The 14776-nt window shown below is 61.7% G+C and carries 17 protein-coding genes; 6 read left to right on the top strand and 11 right to left on the bottom strand.

Features of this window, described 5'->3' with window-relative positions:
* Window position 1: 1 nt before the first annotated feature.
* From ASC97_RS06830 to ASC97_RS06840, 3 genes are read left to right on the top strand one after another with little or no spacing between them, the layout of a single operon-like run.
* A complete protein-coding gene (locus ASC97_RS06830) occupies window positions 2-502 on the top strand; it encodes an ureidoglycolate lyase (RefSeq protein ID WP_057467601.1) in 501 nt (166 codons plus the stop codon).
* Complete coding sequence (gene uraH / locus ASC97_RS06835) at window positions 499-855, top strand: hydroxyisourate hydrolase (RefSeq protein WP_057467602.1); 357 nt, start codon at window positions 499-501, stop codon at window positions 853-855. Before ASC97_RS06830 ends, uraH begins: the two co-directional genes overlap by 4 nt.
* A 3-nt stretch (window positions 856-858) precedes the next feature.
* Window positions 859-1608: a metallophosphoesterase family protein gene (locus ASC97_RS06840; RefSeq protein WP_057467603.1), complete on the top strand. Its 750-nt coding sequence runs from the start codon at window positions 859-861 to the stop codon at window positions 1606-1608.
* 10 nt (window positions 1609-1618) lie between these two features.
* Here ASC97_RS06840 and ASC97_RS06845 read toward each other — a convergent pair whose 3' ends face one another.
* From ASC97_RS06845 to ASC97_RS06865, 5 genes are all read right to left on the bottom strand, one after another.
* Window positions 1619-3337: a flotillin family protein gene (locus ASC97_RS06845; RefSeq protein ID WP_057467604.1), complete on the bottom strand. Its 1719-nt coding sequence runs from the start codon at window positions 3335-3337 to the stop codon at window positions 1619-1621.
* Window positions 3334-3978, bottom strand: coding sequence for an OB-fold-containig protein (locus ASC97_RS06850; protein WP_057467605.1), 645 nt, complete (start codon window positions 3976-3978; stop codon window positions 3334-3336). The genes ASC97_RS06845 and ASC97_RS06850 overlap by 4 nt, the downstream gene beginning before the upstream one ends.
* Before the next feature lie 5 nt (window positions 3979-3983).
* The gene (locus ASC97_RS06855; RefSeq protein ID WP_057467606.1) at window positions 3984-5120 is read right to left on the bottom strand and encodes a PspA/IM30 family protein; all 1137 of its coding nucleotides are present in this window, start codon (window positions 5118-5120) and stop codon (window positions 3984-3986) included.
* Between the two features lie 271 nt (window positions 5121-5391).
* Complete coding sequence (locus tag ASC97_RS06860) at window positions 5392-6534, bottom strand: alpha-hydroxy acid oxidase (RefSeq protein ID WP_057467607.1); 1143 nt, start codon at window positions 6532-6534, stop codon at window positions 5392-5394.
* A 76-nt stretch (window positions 6535-6610) separates the two neighbouring features.
* The gene (locus ASC97_RS06865) at window positions 6611-7579 is read right to left on the bottom strand and encodes a quinone oxidoreductase family protein (RefSeq protein ID WP_057467608.1); all 969 of its coding nucleotides are present in this window, start codon (window positions 7577-7579) and stop codon (window positions 6611-6613) included.
* 94 nt (window positions 7580-7673) lie between these two features.
* Between ASC97_RS06865 and ASC97_RS06870 the strand changes: the two genes are divergently transcribed.
* Window positions 7674-8519, top strand: coding sequence for a LysR family transcriptional regulator (locus ASC97_RS06870; protein ID WP_057467609.1), 846 nt, complete (start codon window positions 7674-7676; stop codon window positions 8517-8519).
* A gap of 255 nt (window positions 8520-8774) precedes the next feature.
* The gene (locus ASC97_RS06875; protein ID WP_057467610.1) at window positions 8775-9044 is read left to right on the top strand and encodes an antibiotic biosynthesis monooxygenase; all 270 of its coding nucleotides are present in this window, start codon (window positions 8775-8777) and stop codon (window positions 9042-9044) included.
* A gap of 150 nt (window positions 9045-9194) precedes the next feature.
* Here the strand turns inward: ASC97_RS06875 and ASC97_RS06880 are convergent, their stop codons facing one another.
* From ASC97_RS06880 to ASC97_RS06900, 5 genes are all read right to left on the bottom strand, one after another.
* A complete protein-coding gene (locus ASC97_RS06880) occupies window positions 9195-9503 on the bottom strand; it encodes a hypothetical protein (protein WP_113001173.1) in 309 nt (102 codons plus the stop codon).
* A gap of 120 nt (window positions 9504-9623) precedes the next feature.
* Entirely contained in the window at window positions 9624-10931 is a 1308-nt protein-coding gene (gene guaD, locus ASC97_RS06885) for a guanine deaminase (protein ID WP_057467611.1), read from the bottom strand.
* A 64-nt stretch (window positions 10932-10995) separates the two neighbouring features.
* Window positions 10996-11415 (bottom strand): COG3650 family protein, encoded by a 420-nt coding sequence (locus ASC97_RS06890; protein ID WP_057467612.1) that lies wholly within the window; start codon window positions 11413-11415, stop codon window positions 10996-10998.
* 5 nt (window positions 11416-11420) lie between these two features.
* The gene (puuD, locus tag ASC97_RS06895; protein ID WP_057467613.1) at window positions 11421-12665 is read right to left on the bottom strand and encodes a urate hydroxylase PuuD; all 1245 of its coding nucleotides are present in this window, start codon (window positions 12663-12665) and stop codon (window positions 11421-11423) included.
* Between the two features lie 70 nt (window positions 12666-12735).
* Window positions 12736-13221: a hypothetical protein gene (locus tag ASC97_RS06900; RefSeq protein ID WP_156390315.1), complete on the bottom strand. Its 486-nt coding sequence runs from the start codon at window positions 13219-13221 to the stop codon at window positions 12736-12738.
* 221 nt (window positions 13222-13442) lie between these two features.
* Between ASC97_RS06900 and ASC97_RS06905 the strand changes: the two genes are divergently transcribed.
* Window positions 13443-13775: a hypothetical protein gene (locus tag ASC97_RS06905; RefSeq protein WP_037058921.1), complete on the top strand. Its 333-nt coding sequence runs from the start codon at window positions 13443-13445 to the stop codon at window positions 13773-13775.
* On the opposite strand, the gene ASC97_RS06910 is transcribed toward ASC97_RS06905, so the two are convergent.
* The gene (locus ASC97_RS06910) at window positions 13772-14713 is read right to left on the bottom strand and encodes a LysR substrate-binding domain-containing protein (protein ID WP_057467615.1); all 942 of its coding nucleotides are present in this window, start codon (window positions 14711-14713) and stop codon (window positions 13772-13774) included. The two genes, ASC97_RS06905 and ASC97_RS06910, sit on opposite strands and share 4 nt — an antisense overlap.
* Window positions 14714-14776 lie beyond the last annotated feature (63 nt).

Consider the following 14776-nt stretch of genomic DNA (forward strand, 5'->3'; position numbering starts at 1 on the left):
CGTGACACAATTTCTCGACATCCACCCCCTCACCAAGTCCGCCTTCGCGCCTTTCGGCGATGTCATCGAAGCCGATCCGGAAACAGTCCGGCTCATCAACAATGGCACGACCGAGCGCTTCCATGCGCTCGCCGCCGCGCAAGCCGCTGGCGATGGTGCACGGGTCATCATCAATCTCTTCCGCGGCCAGCCGCGTGCCTTTCCCTATGACGTCGGCATGATGGAGCGTCATCCGTTCGGCAGCCAGAGCTTTTCGCCGATTTCGGGTCGTCCGTTCGTCGTCGTCGTTTCCGAGGACGAAGATGGCAAGCCGGGGCGTCCGCAGGCATTTTTCGCGCGCGGCGATCAGGGGGTGAATTATCGCCGCAACGTCTGGCATCACCCGCTGATGGCCCTCGGTGCCGTCAGTGACTTCATCGTCGTAGATCGCGACGGGCCGGGCAACAATCTGGAAGAATACGTCTTCGAAACGCCCTTCATTATCAGCGAGCCAAGCCCATGACCGGATTGACCACCCATGTTCTCGATACCGCGTCCGGCAAGCCTGCCGAGGGGTTGAAAATCGATCTCTTTCGTCTCGACGGAGAGGTGCGGCATCTCCTCACGACGGTAACAACCAATTCGGACGGTCGCGTCGATGGCGGACCGATCCTGGTCGGAGACACGTTCAAGGCGGGAACCTACGAGTTGCTGTTCCATGCCGGCGACTATCTGCGCAGGACGGGCGCCGCGCTGCCGCATCCGGCGTTTCTGGACATCGTGCCGATCCGGTTCGGCGTGGCCGACGTGACCGCGCATTACCACGTTCCGCTGCTGCTTTCGCCCTACGGCTACTCGACCTATCGGGGTAGCTAGGCCGTGCGTTTCGCTGCCATCGCAGACGTTCACGGCAACCATCTGGCACTCGAAGCGGTGCTTGCCGATATCACCTCGCTGGGCATCCGCGACGTGGTCAACCTCGGCGACGCCTTGAGCGGGCCGCTCGAAGCGGCGCGGACGGCCGATCTGCTGCTGCTCCTCGATGCCGACGCGGCGCACAGCGTGCGCGGCAATCACGACCGCTATCTCATCGAGACGCCGGAGGGCCGACTTCAGCCATCCGATGCGCATGCGCATGGACAGCTTGCCGAGCGGCACTTCGCCTGGCTGCGCAAACTGCCGTTTGATCGGGTCTTTCGGGACGCGGTCTATCTGTGCCACGCCACGCCGAAGGACGACAATCTCTACTGGCTGGAGAAGGTCACGGCCGAAGGGCATGTGACCCTTCGGCCGCAGGCCGAGATAGAGGCGATGGCCGAGGGAATCGAGCAATCGCTGATCCTTTGCGCCCACAGCCACGTCGCGCGCATGGTCCAACTGTCGGACGGACGACTGATCGTCAATCCCGGCAGCGTCGGCTGTCCGGCCTATGAGGACGATGCACCCTATCCTCACAAGGTCGAGGTCGGACATCCGCTGGCCTGCTATGCCATCCTCGACAAGACCGAGGCGGGCTGGGCACCGACCTTCCGGACCGTGGCCTACGACCACATGGCGATGGCGCGGCTCGCCGAAAGGAACGCCCGCCCGGATTGGGCAGGCGCGTTGGTTGATGGCTGGATTCGATAGGGAAGCACTTCTAGGCGCCTTTGCCGTCGAGTGCCTTCGTCGCGGTGGGAGGCGAGGCAGCAGGTCTGGCGGGCGCCGACGTCGTTGTCTTGGCATCCAGATTGTCCAGTAGAGCCGACACGGCATTGTCGCCCTCGAAGCCTGCTTCCTTCATCAGCCGGTCCAGAATGGGCTTGTTGGCCTGGTAGGAAAGAAGCTGTGCGGCGAGGCCTTCGCCCATGCCGATACCGTTCGCGCCGCCGCCATTGCCGCCGCGTCCCAGCATCCCGCCGGTATCGAAGATCTTGATGTCGGAAATCTTCTCGATCGGCTTCACCGCTTCGGCGAGCGCAGCGGGAATGATGCGGATGCGTTCGCGGGTAATCTCGAATTCGATGATCGCGGCATTCAGCTTGTTGCGGGCTTCGTTCAGAAGCGCTTCGCTTTCGGCTTCTGCCTTGCCCGTCTCCAGAATACCCTTCGCCTTGATGATGGCGGCGTCCGCCTCTGCAGTCGCGAGTGTCTTGATTGCCTCGGCCTGGTCGGCGGCCGCCTGCTTTTCCGCTTCGGCGCCGACGGTGACGGCAGTCGCTTCCGTTTCGGCCTTCTTGCGCGCATCGATCACAGCGATCTGCTTCTCACGCTCTGCAATCTCGACCGCCTTGGCAGTGCCGACCTTTTCCTCCGCTGCAATTGCGAGGGCGCGCGCCGCTTCTGCCTTGGCTTTTGCCTCCGACTCCTCCCGGCTCTTGTTGGCAACCGCGATCGCGCTTTCCTGGGCTACGATCTGCAGGTCGCGGCGGGCTTCCGTGTCACGCTGCTGGACCGCGCGGGTGGCGTCGATGTTGGCGCTTTCGCGAGCCTGCTTGGCAGATGCTTCGCGTTCCGCGATTGCCTGTTCGGAGGCGATGCGGGCTTCTTCCTCGGCGCGCTTTGCAGCCTGTTCCTGCTGCGCGGTCTCGGCGCGGGTCGCCGCCGACTTGTTGGCGATGTCGCGTTCCTGGCTGAGTTCCGCCTCGCGCTTCGTGCGTTCTATGGCGAGCGATTGCTGACGGGCTTCCAGGTCTTTCTGGGCGATGGCCACTTCCGTGTCGCGGACGATTTCGTTGCGCTCTTTCTTGCGCCCCTCGGTGATGCGGGTGAGTGCCGCAAGGCCGTGCGCATCGAAGAAATTGTTGGCGTTGAAGTGCTTGATGTCGGTCTGGTCGAGACGCGTCAGCGAGACGGATTCGAGCTCGAGACCGTTCGACTGCAGATCTGACCCGACCGCTTCCTGGACGGCCTTGACGAAATCCATACGCTGTTCCTGCAGGGCATCGAGCGTCATGGTTGCTGCGACGGACCGCAGCCCGTCGACGAATTTCGCTTCGATAAGCATACGAAGTTCTTCGGCATCGTTGGTTCGGTTGCCGAGCGTCTGCGCCGCGAGCGCGATAGAGGATACATCCGGTTTGACGCGCACATAGAACTCGGCGCCGATGTCGACGCGCATTCTGTCCTTGGTGATCAGCGCGTCGCCCTCGCCACGGCGAACCTCAAGGCGCAAGGTCTTGAGGTTGACGCGGGCGATGGAGTGAAAGATCGGCAACACGACCGAGCCGCCGTCGACGACGACCTTCTGGCCGCCTAGGCCAGTACGCACATAGGCTTCGTCGCGACTGGAACGCGTATAGAGGGAGGCAAGGACGAAACCAATGCCGAATATGAGAACGATTCCAATGCCGGCCGGCAGAATAATATCGTAAATCATGATTGGTCCTTATTGAAATGTTGCCCTTCGACAAGGTCGTCCGGGGCGATAACTGCAATGAAAACGTCTGCTTTGCGATCGACGAGGAGGGCCCTTGCGCCTATGGCGATCGGGCTCTCGCTCTTGGCTGCGCGGGCGCGCAGCGTATGCCAGTTTCCGTGGACGTCCTTGGCGCGAACGCGACCGGGAAGGCCCTGGTCGAGAGGACCAGTGACCACTTCGCCGATGCGGCCGACGAACTCAGCCGCATCTACCGCGTAGGTTTCGTCGCGCGGAACGAAGCGGGCGATCGCGCGGCTGAAGCCACGGACAAGTGGAACGGTTGCGACGACCGCCGGGATGGATGCGAGGATCGACGGCAGCGGCGACCAGATGGCGTCGGCTATCGCCTGTACGACGAAGCCGCCGATCGAGAAAAAGCCGAGCACCAGCATCAGCAGGATCAGGATCGGAATGCCGCCGACGTTCAACCATGAAAGCATGCCGGCAATTCCTTCGTGGCCGTCGGCATGCGGTTTTCCCAACCATTCACTCACGGAGAAACCGATCGTCGTGGCTAGGATTTCGATCGCCGTCAGGCCAGCAAGCATGACGGCGGCAATGGCGAAAGGAGCACACTCCGGGGCGAGCAAAAGGTGCATCGGCGCTACTTGTTGTCCGCCTTGAAGCGCGCCAAGCGGGCTTCAATCGCCTTTTCCCGGTGCAGCCGGTCAAGCTCATCGAGTTCGGTGCTGCCGCCCGCATCGCCGGCGGGGACGCCGGTCATTCTGGAAACCGCGGCTGACGCCCGTTCGGCGTTCGCTTTGGGGTCGGGCCGCTTCGTACCGGCAGCAAGCTCCGGTGCATGCGCCGCGATGCTGCGCTTATAGTCCGCAAGACGCGTGTCTGCCTCGCGTCTCGTTGCGAGGATCGCCTGTAACGCCTTCTGGCCTTCCTCGACACGCTCCCTGGCGTCCAGGAGCGCCTTGTCGAGCGCGGCGATCTGCGCCTCGATGTCGATCTGGCGCGCGACACCGGCTTTTGCGAGATCGTCACGTCCATCGAAGACCGCAAGCCTGATCTTGCTGTCCAGCGTATCCATATCGGCCAAGATCTCGCGGCGACGGCTTTCAACGCGGTACTCTTCAGCCTTCGCCCTTCCGAGGTCCGTGCGCGCCTCGTCAGCGGCCGCATCGATCTCGCGGATGGCCTGTTCGATGACTACGACCTTGTTGGCGCCTTCCGCCTTGTCGATCGCCGCATTGGCGGCACCCGCGATCAAGCGGCCCATGCGTGACAAGATGCCTTCGTTCATCATGCTGTCCTCGTTGCTGGTGGCGTTGCGTGTGACGCCGATGTGGATTTCACGGACGTCGTTGGTCACGGTCAGATAGGCCGGGAAAATGCTGTCCCAGCCCGGCGAATATCCCGCAATATCGAAGGGAACCGCGACTCTGCCGCGCAACGTGGCGATCGTAAGGTCCTGATGTCCCTTGACTGCGAAGAGCTTGTCGTCCAGCGGAAGGCGTCTTGCAGCACCGACCGGCTTGTTGGTTGCAAAATCGCGAAGGCCGAGTGTCACCAGGCGGGCGGGAAGACCGGTGCGTCCGCGGATGGTTTCGTAGGCCAACTCATGCAAAACCACGAGATTGGCGCCGGCGTGCTCGGACAGAATGTCGTTGAGGATTTCGAACATGCGGTTGTAGGCCGCGAGTGTTTCGTCGATCGCCTGACCAGACTCTGTGCTCGGCGCCAGTCTGTAGCGCAGCATATCCTGGGGCGATGGCCTGACCGATGGAGACATACCTCAAACGTAAAGCACTCTTTTGGTGCTTTCAAGGTTTTCTCGAAAAAATAGTAAAAATTATAAATACGTCTATATGTTGTATTGCGGGGCCGCTGAAATGGGACGGTCCCGCAACAGCTTTAAGCTCTACTGCCGTCCGGCGATGATCGAAAAGCACTCTTTTGGTGCTTTCAAGGTTTTCTCGAAAAAATAGTAAAAATTATAAATACGTCTATATGTTGTATTGCGGGGCCGCCGAAATGGGACGGTCCCGCAACAGCTTTAAGCTCTACTGCCGTCCGGCGATGATCGAGGAGTTCACCTCGTTAATGTCGCGCTTGCCGCAGAGGGCCATCGTGACGTCCATCTCCTTGCGGAGGATGTTGAGCGCCAGGCTTACGCCGTCCTTGCCCATGGCGCCGAGGCCGTAGAGGAAGGGGCGGCCGATATAGGTGCCCTTGGCGCCGAGTGCCACGGCCTTCAGTACGTCCTGACCGGAGCGGATGCCACCATCGAGGTGGATCTCGATCTTGTGGCCGACGGCGTCGACGATGCCAGGCAGGACGCTGATCGAGGAGGGCGCGCCGTCGAGCTGGCGGCCGCCGTGATTGGAGACGATGATCGCGTCAGCACCGGTTTCGGCCGCCGATTTCGCATCCTCGACGTCGCAGATGCCCTTGATGATCAGCGGGCCGCCCCATTTTTCCTTGATCCAGGCAACGTCGGCCCAGGAGAGCTGCGGGTCGAACTGCTCGGCGGTCCAGGAGGAGAGCGACGAGAGGTCCGAAACGTTCTTGGCGTGGCCGACGATGTTGCCGAAGGTGCGGCGCTTGGTCTGCAGCATGTCCAGACACCAGAAGGGGCGCGTCGCCATCTGCCAGATGTGCTTGGGCGTGAATTTCGGAGGCGCGGAGAGACCGTTGCGCAGGTCCTTGTGACGCTGGCCGAGGATTTGCAGGTCGGCGGTCAGCACCAGCGCCGAGCACTTGGCCGCCTTGGCGCGGTTGATCAGGTTCATGACGAAGTCCTTGTCCTTCATCACGTAAAGCTGGAACCAGAAGGGCTTGGTCGTGACAGATGCGACGTCCTCGATGGAGCAGATGCTCATGGTCGAGAGCGTGAAGGGCACTCCGGCCTCTTCCGCGGCGCGCGCAGCCAGCATCTCTCCGTCGGCGTGCTGCATGCCGGTCATGCCGGTCGGCGCAAGAGCGATGGGCATCGAGACCTTCTGGCCGATCATCGTCGTTTCCAGCGTGCGGTTCGTCATGTCGACCATCACGCGCTGCCGCAGCTTGATCTTGGCGAAATCGCTCTCGTTCGCCTGATATGTCGACTCCGTCCAGGCACCGGAATCCGCATAGTCGAAAAACATCTTCGGGACGCGGCGCTGTGCGAGGTTCTTGAGGTCGGCGATCGTGAGAGGAGGGGTCATGGATAAGACTTTCACATCTGAATATTGCCATGGCCCTTAACACGATTTTCAGACGGTTGTGTACCTCTTTCGTCGCTCAGGGGACAAGAATCAGGCTGCCTGCGGCACGCCCATCTTCTAGGTGCTGCTGGGCTTCCGCCGCGTCTTCCAAGGCGTACTCGCCGGCGATCGTGGCTGCGATCCCGGAGCCCATCGTTGCAACCACGGATTTTGCGGCCGCCGCATAGTCGGCGGCGTTGGCGATGTAGGCCATGATACTCGGATGAGCGAGGGACCGTCCGGGTCGCAGTTCATCCACGAAGACCGGCGGAATGGCTCCACCCGCCTGGCCGATGGTCGCCGCGACGCCGAACGGGCGAACGCATTGTATGGTCTTCGCCAGCATGTGGCCGCCGATCCCGTCATAGGCGACGTCGACGCCTCGACCTGATGTCAGCCGCTTCACCTCCCCGACGACATCGGCGTCGCGCCCGACGATCAGGTGGTCGGCACCATAGGAGCGGGCGAGGTCGCCTTTCTCAGGCGTGCCGACGGTTCCGATGACTGTCGCTCCGAGATGCCTTGCCCAGCGCACCAGAATTGAGCCGAGGCCGCCGGCAGCCGCATGCACGAGAATCACCGTGCCGGGCTCGACCCGATAAGTTTGTGTCAACAACATGTAGGCCGTCATCCCCTTCAGCATCGAGGCGGCGGCAATGCGCGACGGCGTTTCATCGGGCAGCCGAATGGCGCGTTGCGCGGGAAGCAACCGCGTCGCCGCATAGGCGCCGACGGGTGTGCCAGCATAGGCAATGCGATCGCCGGGGGCGAAGGCGGCGACATCCGCGCCGACCTCTTCGACGACGCCTGCGCCCTCCACACCGAGTACGGCCGGATAGGCAGGCAGGGCGTAGACACCCTTCCTGTGATAGATGTCGAGGAAGTTCATGCCGATCGCGTCGTGACGTATCCGGATTTCACCTGCTCCCGGCTGCTGTGGCGCGCGCTCCGACACGCGTAGCTGATCGACGCCGCCCGGGGCCTGGAGTGTTACGACCGTATCCATGTTCTATCTCCAATTGCTGTCGAGAGGACTATGATCGATGGCGTATTGATCGAAAATTCCCTATTGTTCGCCATCCAATGGGAAAAAACGATCAATGCTGGATTGGGAAAACCTTCGCCATTTTGCCGCGCTGGCGCGGAATGGGACTTTGCTTGGCGCCGCCCGGTCGCTTGGCGTGGAGCACGCAACGGTCGCCCGCCGTATCGCGGGGTTGGAAGCACAGATGGGCGTGAAGCTGATCGACCGGCGCGGACGGCGCATCCTCCTGACGGCCGAGGGCGAGCGCGTCGCCGGCATGGCCGAGCGCATGGGGGAGGAGGCGCTTGCGATCGAGCGTGTAAGGCTTGCAGCCGGTGCGACGCTGGCGGGCGATATCAGGATCAGCGCGCCGCCGGCTTTTGCTGGCGCGTTGCTTGTGGAGCCGCTTGTCGCTCTCAGGCTCAAGCACCCCGATATCAACATCGTTGTCGTCGGTGAGACGCGCTACGCTTCGCTCGACCGGCGCGAGGCCGACATCGCCGTGCGGATGACCATGCCGGAGCAAGGCGACCTGACGGTGACGAAGCTCTGCGAGGTCGCGTTCGGTTTCTACGCCGCTCCCTCCTATCTTGCCTCGGTGCCAGAACAAGACTGGAGCTTCATCGCATATGACGAAACGATGATGACTTCGCCGCAACACCAGCGGCTGCTTGCCGTTGCGAATGGACGACGGGTAACAATGCGGGCGTCGACCCTTGAATTCCAGGTAGCAGCAGCGCGCGCGGGGGGAGGCGTGGCGATATTGCCGGACTTTCTGGTTGGCGGCGCCGGAGACCTCGTCGAAGCCATTCCGCAACCGACGCCGCTGACACGCGAAGTCTGGCTGGTCGTTCACTCCGATATCAGGAACGTGCCGATCGTGCGCGCGGCGATGGAGGCCTTGAAGACGTTCGAACGCTAGAGGCAGTTCTTCACCGTATACGCGTTGTCTTGGAGTGCCAGCAGCCGGAAGATCGCGATCGCCGGCTGCTACTCATGCGTTGTATATTAGTCATACGTGATAGAGTGTTTTGTCGGCAAGGAGGGCTCCGCGAAACGATCGTGCGACCGGAAGCGCCGGCCTGTTTGTGACATGCGTCGAGATCGTTGCCGTCTCTCGTTGCGCGTGGCTACCGAACGATCGCGAATGCGAACCCAACCCAACAAGGAGCGCGACATGACGACTTTGTTCGTGAGACACGCAGTTTCCGATTACGCGGCATGGCGGAAGACCTATGATGGCTTCTTGCCGATCCAGAAGGCAAACGGCGTTCTATCGGAGGCGGTCTATCAATCGACCGACGATCCCAACGACGTGACCGTTACGCACGAATTCGCGACGCTGGAGGCGGCCAAAGCCTTCACGAGGATTGAAGAATTGGCAAAGGCAATGCAGAGGGGAGGCGTTGTCGGGGCACCGACTGTCTGGTTTACGCAGAAGACGTGAGTCACCCAGGCAATCCGGCCACGCGAAGGCCCCGCGAGAACGCGCGCCCGGTCGCTGACGCCCGGCGACAACGCACGTCTCGGTGCGGCACATTTCGAGGCCTGGCTCGAAGAGACGACGGCGGCGCAGGTTGACGGCATTGCCCGGCGGCTAGCGCCGGATGCGGCGCACGTCTGAAACGCGGCCATCGCGACTGTTCAGTGCTATCTCGAACCTTTGGTTGCCGCGCCATGCGCGGTACAGAAAGATGCGGCCTCGGCAATCTACGCGCCGCACATCGCGGAAGCCGCGGTTGCGCAGACGCCATTCGCCCTCGCGGCAGGTGATCGGCCTGCCGTTGTTGAGGTTGGTTCCGATGTTGATGTTGATGGTGACGGCCTGTGCCGGTGCCGGAAACGCCAGGGGCATCGCGAGCAGGCAGACCACAAATGCGAGAATTGTCGGGATTTTGTTGCGCAATGCTCACTCCATGCGGCCGGTGGAAGCAATCGTGTCGATAGTCAGCGTTTGACGGATCGTCGTCAAGATCGTCAGCGGTGCAAGGTTTCATCATCGATCAGGCGTCTTGGTCTCACACGCCTAGATAGCGCTTTTCGCCGCCACGCCCGCAACGTAGGTCTCCACGATGGCCCGGTCGTCGCCCATCGTCTGCAGCAGGAAGAGTTCTTCGGGCAGGGTCTTCACCACGTCCATCTTGAGCGCCATGGCCGGGGTCGCGGCGGCGTTCAGCACGACGATGTCGGCGTCGGTTCCGGCTTCCAGCGTGCCGATCCTGTCGGCCAGCGCCAGGGATTGGGCGTTGCCCAGCGTCATCAGGTAGTAGCTTTCCAGCGGGTTCAGTCGCTCGCCGAGCAGCTGCTGGATCTTGTAGGCCTCGTCCATGGTGCGCAGCATGGAGTAGCTCGAGCCGCCGCCGATATCGGTGGCGACGCCTATTCTCACCGGCTTTTCGCGGCGCGCCAGCGCCTTTAGCGGAAACAGGCCCGAGCCGAGGAAGAGGTTCGAGGTCGGGCAGTGGACGGCGACGGCGCCGGCGTCGCTCATCGCGTCGGCCTCGCGCTCCGAGAGGTGGATGCAGTGGCCGAAGAGCGTCCTGTCGCCCAGCAGGCCGTAGCGGGCGTAAATATCGGTGTAGTCGATCGCTTCCGGATAGAGCTCGCAGGTATACTTGATTTCGTCGTGGTTTTCCGAAAGGTGCGTCTGGATATGCAGATCGGGGAACTCGCGGGCGAGCGCCTGCGTCGCCTCCATCTGCGCCGGCGTCGAGGTGATCGCGAAGCGCGGCGTGATGGCGACATGGTTGCGGCCCTTGCCGTGCCAGTCCGATATGACCTGCCGCGTTTCGTCGTAGCCCATCTGCGGCGTGTCGAGCAGGCCCTGGGGGGCATTGCGGTCCATCATCACCTTGCCGCCGACCATGCGCATGTTGCGTCGCATCGCCTCGCCGAAGAAGGCATCGGCTGACGTCTTGTGGACGGAGCAATAGGCGACCGCCGTCGTCGTGCCGTGACGGATGAGCTCGTCGTAGAAATGCGTGGCGATCTTCTGCGCGTGGGCGCTTTCCACGAAGCGGCATTCCTCGGGGAAGGTGTAGGTATTCAGCCATTCCAAGAGGTTCGCGGCATAGGAGGCGATGACCTGCATCTGCGGGAAATGCAGGTGCGTGTCGATGAAACCCGGCATGAGGAGATGCGGGCGATGGTCAATCGTCAGGGTATCGGCCGGTGCTTCGGCGCGGACTTTGTCATACGGGCCAGAGGCGACGATCAGGCCGTTTTCGACGAGCAGCCCCCCGTCGCTTTCGTAGAGGTAGCTCTCGGTGTCCGTCAGGCTCTGCGGGGAACGCAGGAAAGACAGCAGCCGGCCGCGGAGAAGGGTGTGTGTCATGGGCTCTGCCTTTTCTATGCGGTTTTCATGCTGCGGTTCCTGCTCCGCCAGGGTTGGCTTGGCGTCAGGGCGCTGGCTGGGCGGCGATCGCCGCCGGCGTGTCGGCGCAGCCGTACAGCGTCTTGTCCTGAAACGCCAGAACCGCCTTGAACGCGTAGTGGCGATCGGACATTCCGTCGGAGCAAGCCTCCTTCGTCAACGTCAGCTCGAAAGGCGCCGATCCGCCCGCGATCGTCCATGTGGCCGCCTCCTGGGCGAACACCGCACCGGGGTTCGCATTCCTGACGTCATCCTCCCCCGGACGGCTGAAGGTCAGGCCGTCCGCGCGGATCGTCACGGCCCAGAATGGTTCGGTCCCGAGGGCGTTGAGGTCGCCGGAAAACCCGGCCGCCACAGGAGCATCGGCCGCCACCGCATCGACAACGCTCTGGCCGCACATGGTCAGGGCAGATGCCAGGAGAATGGCGCGGAGGGTCGATATCATTCCCGCTATTCCTGTTTGCCTTCGACTGCGCTTTCGAACCAGGCGACCAGCAGCTTGCGCTCGTCTGACGTCATGTCGGTCACGTTGCCTGGCGGCATCGCGTGGCTGCGCCCCGCCTGTATATAGATCTCGCGGGCATGCGCGGCAATTTCGGCGTCGGTTTCGAAGACGACGTCCTTCGGCGGCCGCGCTAGGCCTTCATAGACGGGTTCGGCGGCGTGGCACATGGAACAGCGCGTCGAGACCAGCTGCTTGACGGCAGGAAAGTGTGCGTCTCCGGCAAACTGCTGGAAGGCGGGGGCAACGGTTTCTGCCGCAGCATCCTTCTCCCCGGTCAGTACCTTCGGTACGGTCGAAAGCCACATGATCAGGATGAAGATGACGACGGTGGCGATCCAGGTCCAGGTCGGGCGGCCCTTGCGGGCGTGCGTCGTGTTGAACCAGTGGCGGATGGTGACGCCCATCAGGAAGACCAGCGCCGCAATCACCCAGTTGTAGGCAGTGCCGAAGGCCAGCGGATAGTGGTTCGACAGCATGAAGAAGATGACGGGCAGCGTCAGATAGTTGTTGTGCAGCGAGCGCTGCTTTGCAATCGCGCCATACTTCGCGTCCGGCGTGCGACCGGCGATGAGGTCGGCGACGACGATCTTCTGGTTGGGGATGATGATCATGAAGACGTTGGCCGACATGATCGTCGCCGTAAACGCGCCGAGGTGCAGGAAAGCGGCGCGGCCGGTAAAGAGCTGAGTATAGCCCCATGCCATGAAGACGAGTACGGCATAGAGCACGATCATCAGCCCCCAGGTGTTCCTGCCGATAGGGGACTTGCAGAGCAGGTCGTAGACGATCCAGCCGACGGCGAGCGAGGCGAGCGAAATCAGGATCGCGACGGGAGCGCTGACGTCGAGCACGTGCCGATCGATCAGCAAGAGATCGGCGCCGCCATAATAGACGATACAGAGCATCAGGAAGCCGGAGAGCCAGGTGAAATAGCTTTCGTACTTGAACCAGGTCAGATGCTCCGGCATCTGCGCGGGTGCCACCAGGTACTTCTGGATGTGGTAGAAGCCACCGCCGTGGACCTGCCATTCCTCGCCATAGGCGCCCGGCGGAAGGTGCGGGCGCTTCACCAGGCCGAGATCGAGCGCGATGAAATAGAACGACGAGCCGATCCAGGCGATCGCAGTGATGACGTGGAACCAACGGGCGGCAAAAGCCAGCCATTCCCACGCTATGGCGTATTCATACATTCAGTTCCCCTATTCTTCCTCCGGTGCAGCACCATGCAAAAAGTTGGGCCCGGAGGAAAGGGGAAACGCGTTATTCGGCGCTCGTTCCCAAGCTGATATAGGTGCGACCGTCCTTCTCCGTTTTCGCAAACATTGCGGCGTTGCCATCGACGCACGATGCTGGCGCGAAGCGCTCAGGGAGACCGACGATACGGGACTGTTGGACCTCCCATGGCGATATGAAATCGAGTTTCGCGGAACTCCTGAACCGCAGCGCCTCTACGTCGGCGCTGCGCACCAGAACGAGTGCCCACTCGCCTTCGTCGCCGGTGTATCCGATATCTGAGAGGTAAGCATTGATCCTGTCGCGCGCGGCAACGTCTTCGCGCACCTTGTCCTGATAGGGTCCCATGACGCACAGGCTGTCAAAGCGCTGTTCCAGGAGTGCGTGGGCCGGCATCATTCCTCCCGCCTTAAGTCTCTCGAAGTCAACGGGGTTCGTATGAAAATAGCTTAGGGCCGTAGCGTTCGCCGACGCTGCGAACAGAATGGAAACGGCAAATGAAATAGCTCGCATGAACACTCCACATCGCTTTGCGGCGCACGATCATATCATGGAGATGTATATTATGGGTTGTATTTAGTCCATGCATTTGCCGCCTACATTTCCTCCGCATGCTTCACTTTGAATTTTAGCAGTCCTTGAAATGTTAAGACTCGGTTACACTTTCGTTTGAGGCCGCCGGGTTGAGGATCGGTTTGCTCACGGCGGCGCATTCATCGACGGAGAAGATGCCGATGCGCAGCATTCTTGTGTTTTTGATGATTGCCTTTGCGACATGTGTCGAAGCACACGACGCTCCTTCCGGCTGGAGTTACGAACCCTTCTGTTGCAATGGCGACAACGAGACCGGTGATTGCCAGATGATCCCTTCCAAGAGCGTGGCGGTTACGCCGCGCGGCTACCGCGTGACCTTGCTGCCCGGCGATCATCGTCTCGTCACCCATGCCCATGTCTTTCTGCTGCCGATGACCAAGGCCATGAAATCCGGCGATGGCGACTATCATCTGTGCCTTTTTCCGAACGAGGATACGCCTCGTTGCTTCTATGCCCCGGAAATGGGGTACTAGGCTGACGGGCCACTGGCCTGATCCGGCGTTGTTCCGTTCATGTTTTCAAGGATCCAGTTGCGGAACGCCTTGATCTTCGGGACGTTGCGACGGCCCTCCGGGTAGGCGAGCCAGTAATCCACGCCATCGTTGCAGACGAGCGGGAAGGGTTGCAGAAGCCGCCCGGCGGCAAGATCGTCTCGGTAGAATTCCGGCGTCAGGATTGCTGCGCCTTGCCCGGCAATCGCGGCGCTTGCCTCGAAGGACTGCGCACCGAGCCGGCTGCGCGGTCGACCGGCGAGGTCGGGATCGGGCACGCCAGCAGCCTCGAACCACACCACCCACCAGGGATCGCCGGCATCGATGATCCTGAGCTTCAGCAGGTCGCTCGGATCTTTCACGCCGCCGATGCTCTCTGCAAGCCCAGGGCTCAGCATCGGCGTGAAATCGACCTTCATCAGCCGATGGGCAGCCAGACCGAGCCAGTCGCCCTTGCCGCTCCTGATCGCGACGTCCGCCGGCTCGCGCGTGAAGTCGATCAACGTGTCCGAGGTCATCAAACGTACGGCGATGTTCGGATGCCGCAGTTGGAAGGAACCCAAATTCCGCGCCAGCCACTGCGAGGCGAATGTCGGCGTGGAATGGATGATCAGCGTTTCCTCGACGGCCTCGCGCACCGACGCCATCGCATCGCTGAGCATGGCAAATGCTTCCGTCACCTTCGGCGCCAGCCTCGTGCCGGCGTCCGTCAGGCTGATCTGGCGGGGACGGCGCAGGAAAAGCGGTTCGCCGATATTCTCTTCCAGCAGCTTCACCTGATAGCTGACGGCGGTCTGGGTCATACCCAGCTCTTCGCCGGCCCTTGTGAAGCTGCCGAGCCGGGCGACTGCCTCAAACACGCGCAAGGCGTTGAGCGGGAATTGCTTCGACAGCTTCATGGATAAGTTCTCTTTATGCATCCAGACGGTTGTTCGATTGGAATTGCAGCATTTTATCCCACAGACTGCAAGCCAAGACAAGAT

The sequence above is a fragment of the Rhizobium sp. Root1203 genome, from assembly GCF_001424945.1.
Lineage (GTDB): Bacteria > Pseudomonadota > Alphaproteobacteria > Rhizobiales > Rhizobiaceae > Rhizobium.

Excerpts from the sequence above, each read along its gene's own strand:
- uraH (WP_057467602.1), top strand. The coding sequence starts at position 499 with ATGACCGGATTGACCACCCATGTTCTCGATACCGCGTCCGGCAAGCCT.
- ASC97_RS06845 (WP_057467604.1), bottom strand. The coding sequence starts at position 3,337 with ATGATTTACGATATTATTCTGCCGGCCGGCATTGGAATCGTTCTCATA.
- ASC97_RS06850 (WP_057467605.1), bottom strand. The coding sequence starts at position 3,978 with ATGCACCTTTTGCTCGCCCCGGAGTGTGCTCCTTTCGCCATTGCCGCC.
- ASC97_RS06855 (WP_057467606.1), bottom strand. The coding sequence starts at position 5,120 with ATGTCTCCATCGGTCAGGCCATCGCCCCAGGATATGCTGCGCTACAGA.
- ASC97_RS06860 (WP_057467607.1), bottom strand. The coding sequence starts at position 6,534 with ATGACCCCTCCTCTCACGATCGCCGACCTCAAGAACCTCGCACAGCGC.
- ASC97_RS06865 (WP_057467608.1), bottom strand. The coding sequence starts at position 7,579 with ATGGATACGGTCGTAACACTCCAGGCCCCGGGCGGCGTCGATCAGCTA.
- ASC97_RS06870 (WP_057467609.1), top strand. The coding sequence starts at position 7,674 with ATGCTGGATTGGGAAAACCTTCGCCATTTTGCCGCGCTGGCGCGGAAT.
- ASC97_RS06875 (WP_057467610.1), top strand. The coding sequence starts at position 8,775 with ATGACGACTTTGTTCGTGAGACACGCAGTTTCCGATTACGCGGCATGG.
- guaD (WP_057467611.1), bottom strand. The coding sequence starts at position 10,931 with ATGACACACACCCTTCTCCGCGGCCGGCTGCTGTCTTTCCTGCGTTCC.
- ASC97_RS06890 (WP_057467612.1), bottom strand. The coding sequence starts at position 11,415 with ATGATATCGACCCTCCGCGCCATTCTCCTGGCATCTGCCCTGACCATG.
- puuD (WP_057467613.1), bottom strand. The coding sequence starts at position 12,665 with ATGTATGAATACGCCATAGCGTGGGAATGGCTGGCTTTTGCCGCCCGT.
- ASC97_RS06900 (WP_156390315.1), bottom strand. The coding sequence starts at position 13,221 with ATGCGAGCTATTTCATTTGCCGTTTCCATTCTGTTCGCAGCGTCGGCG.
- ASC97_RS06905 (WP_037058921.1), top strand. The coding sequence starts at position 13,443 with ATGCGCAGCATTCTTGTGTTTTTGATGATTGCCTTTGCGACATGTGTC.
- ASC97_RS06910 (WP_057467615.1), bottom strand. The coding sequence starts at position 14,713 with ATGCATAAAGAGAACTTATCCATGAAGCTGTCGAAGCAATTCCCGCTC.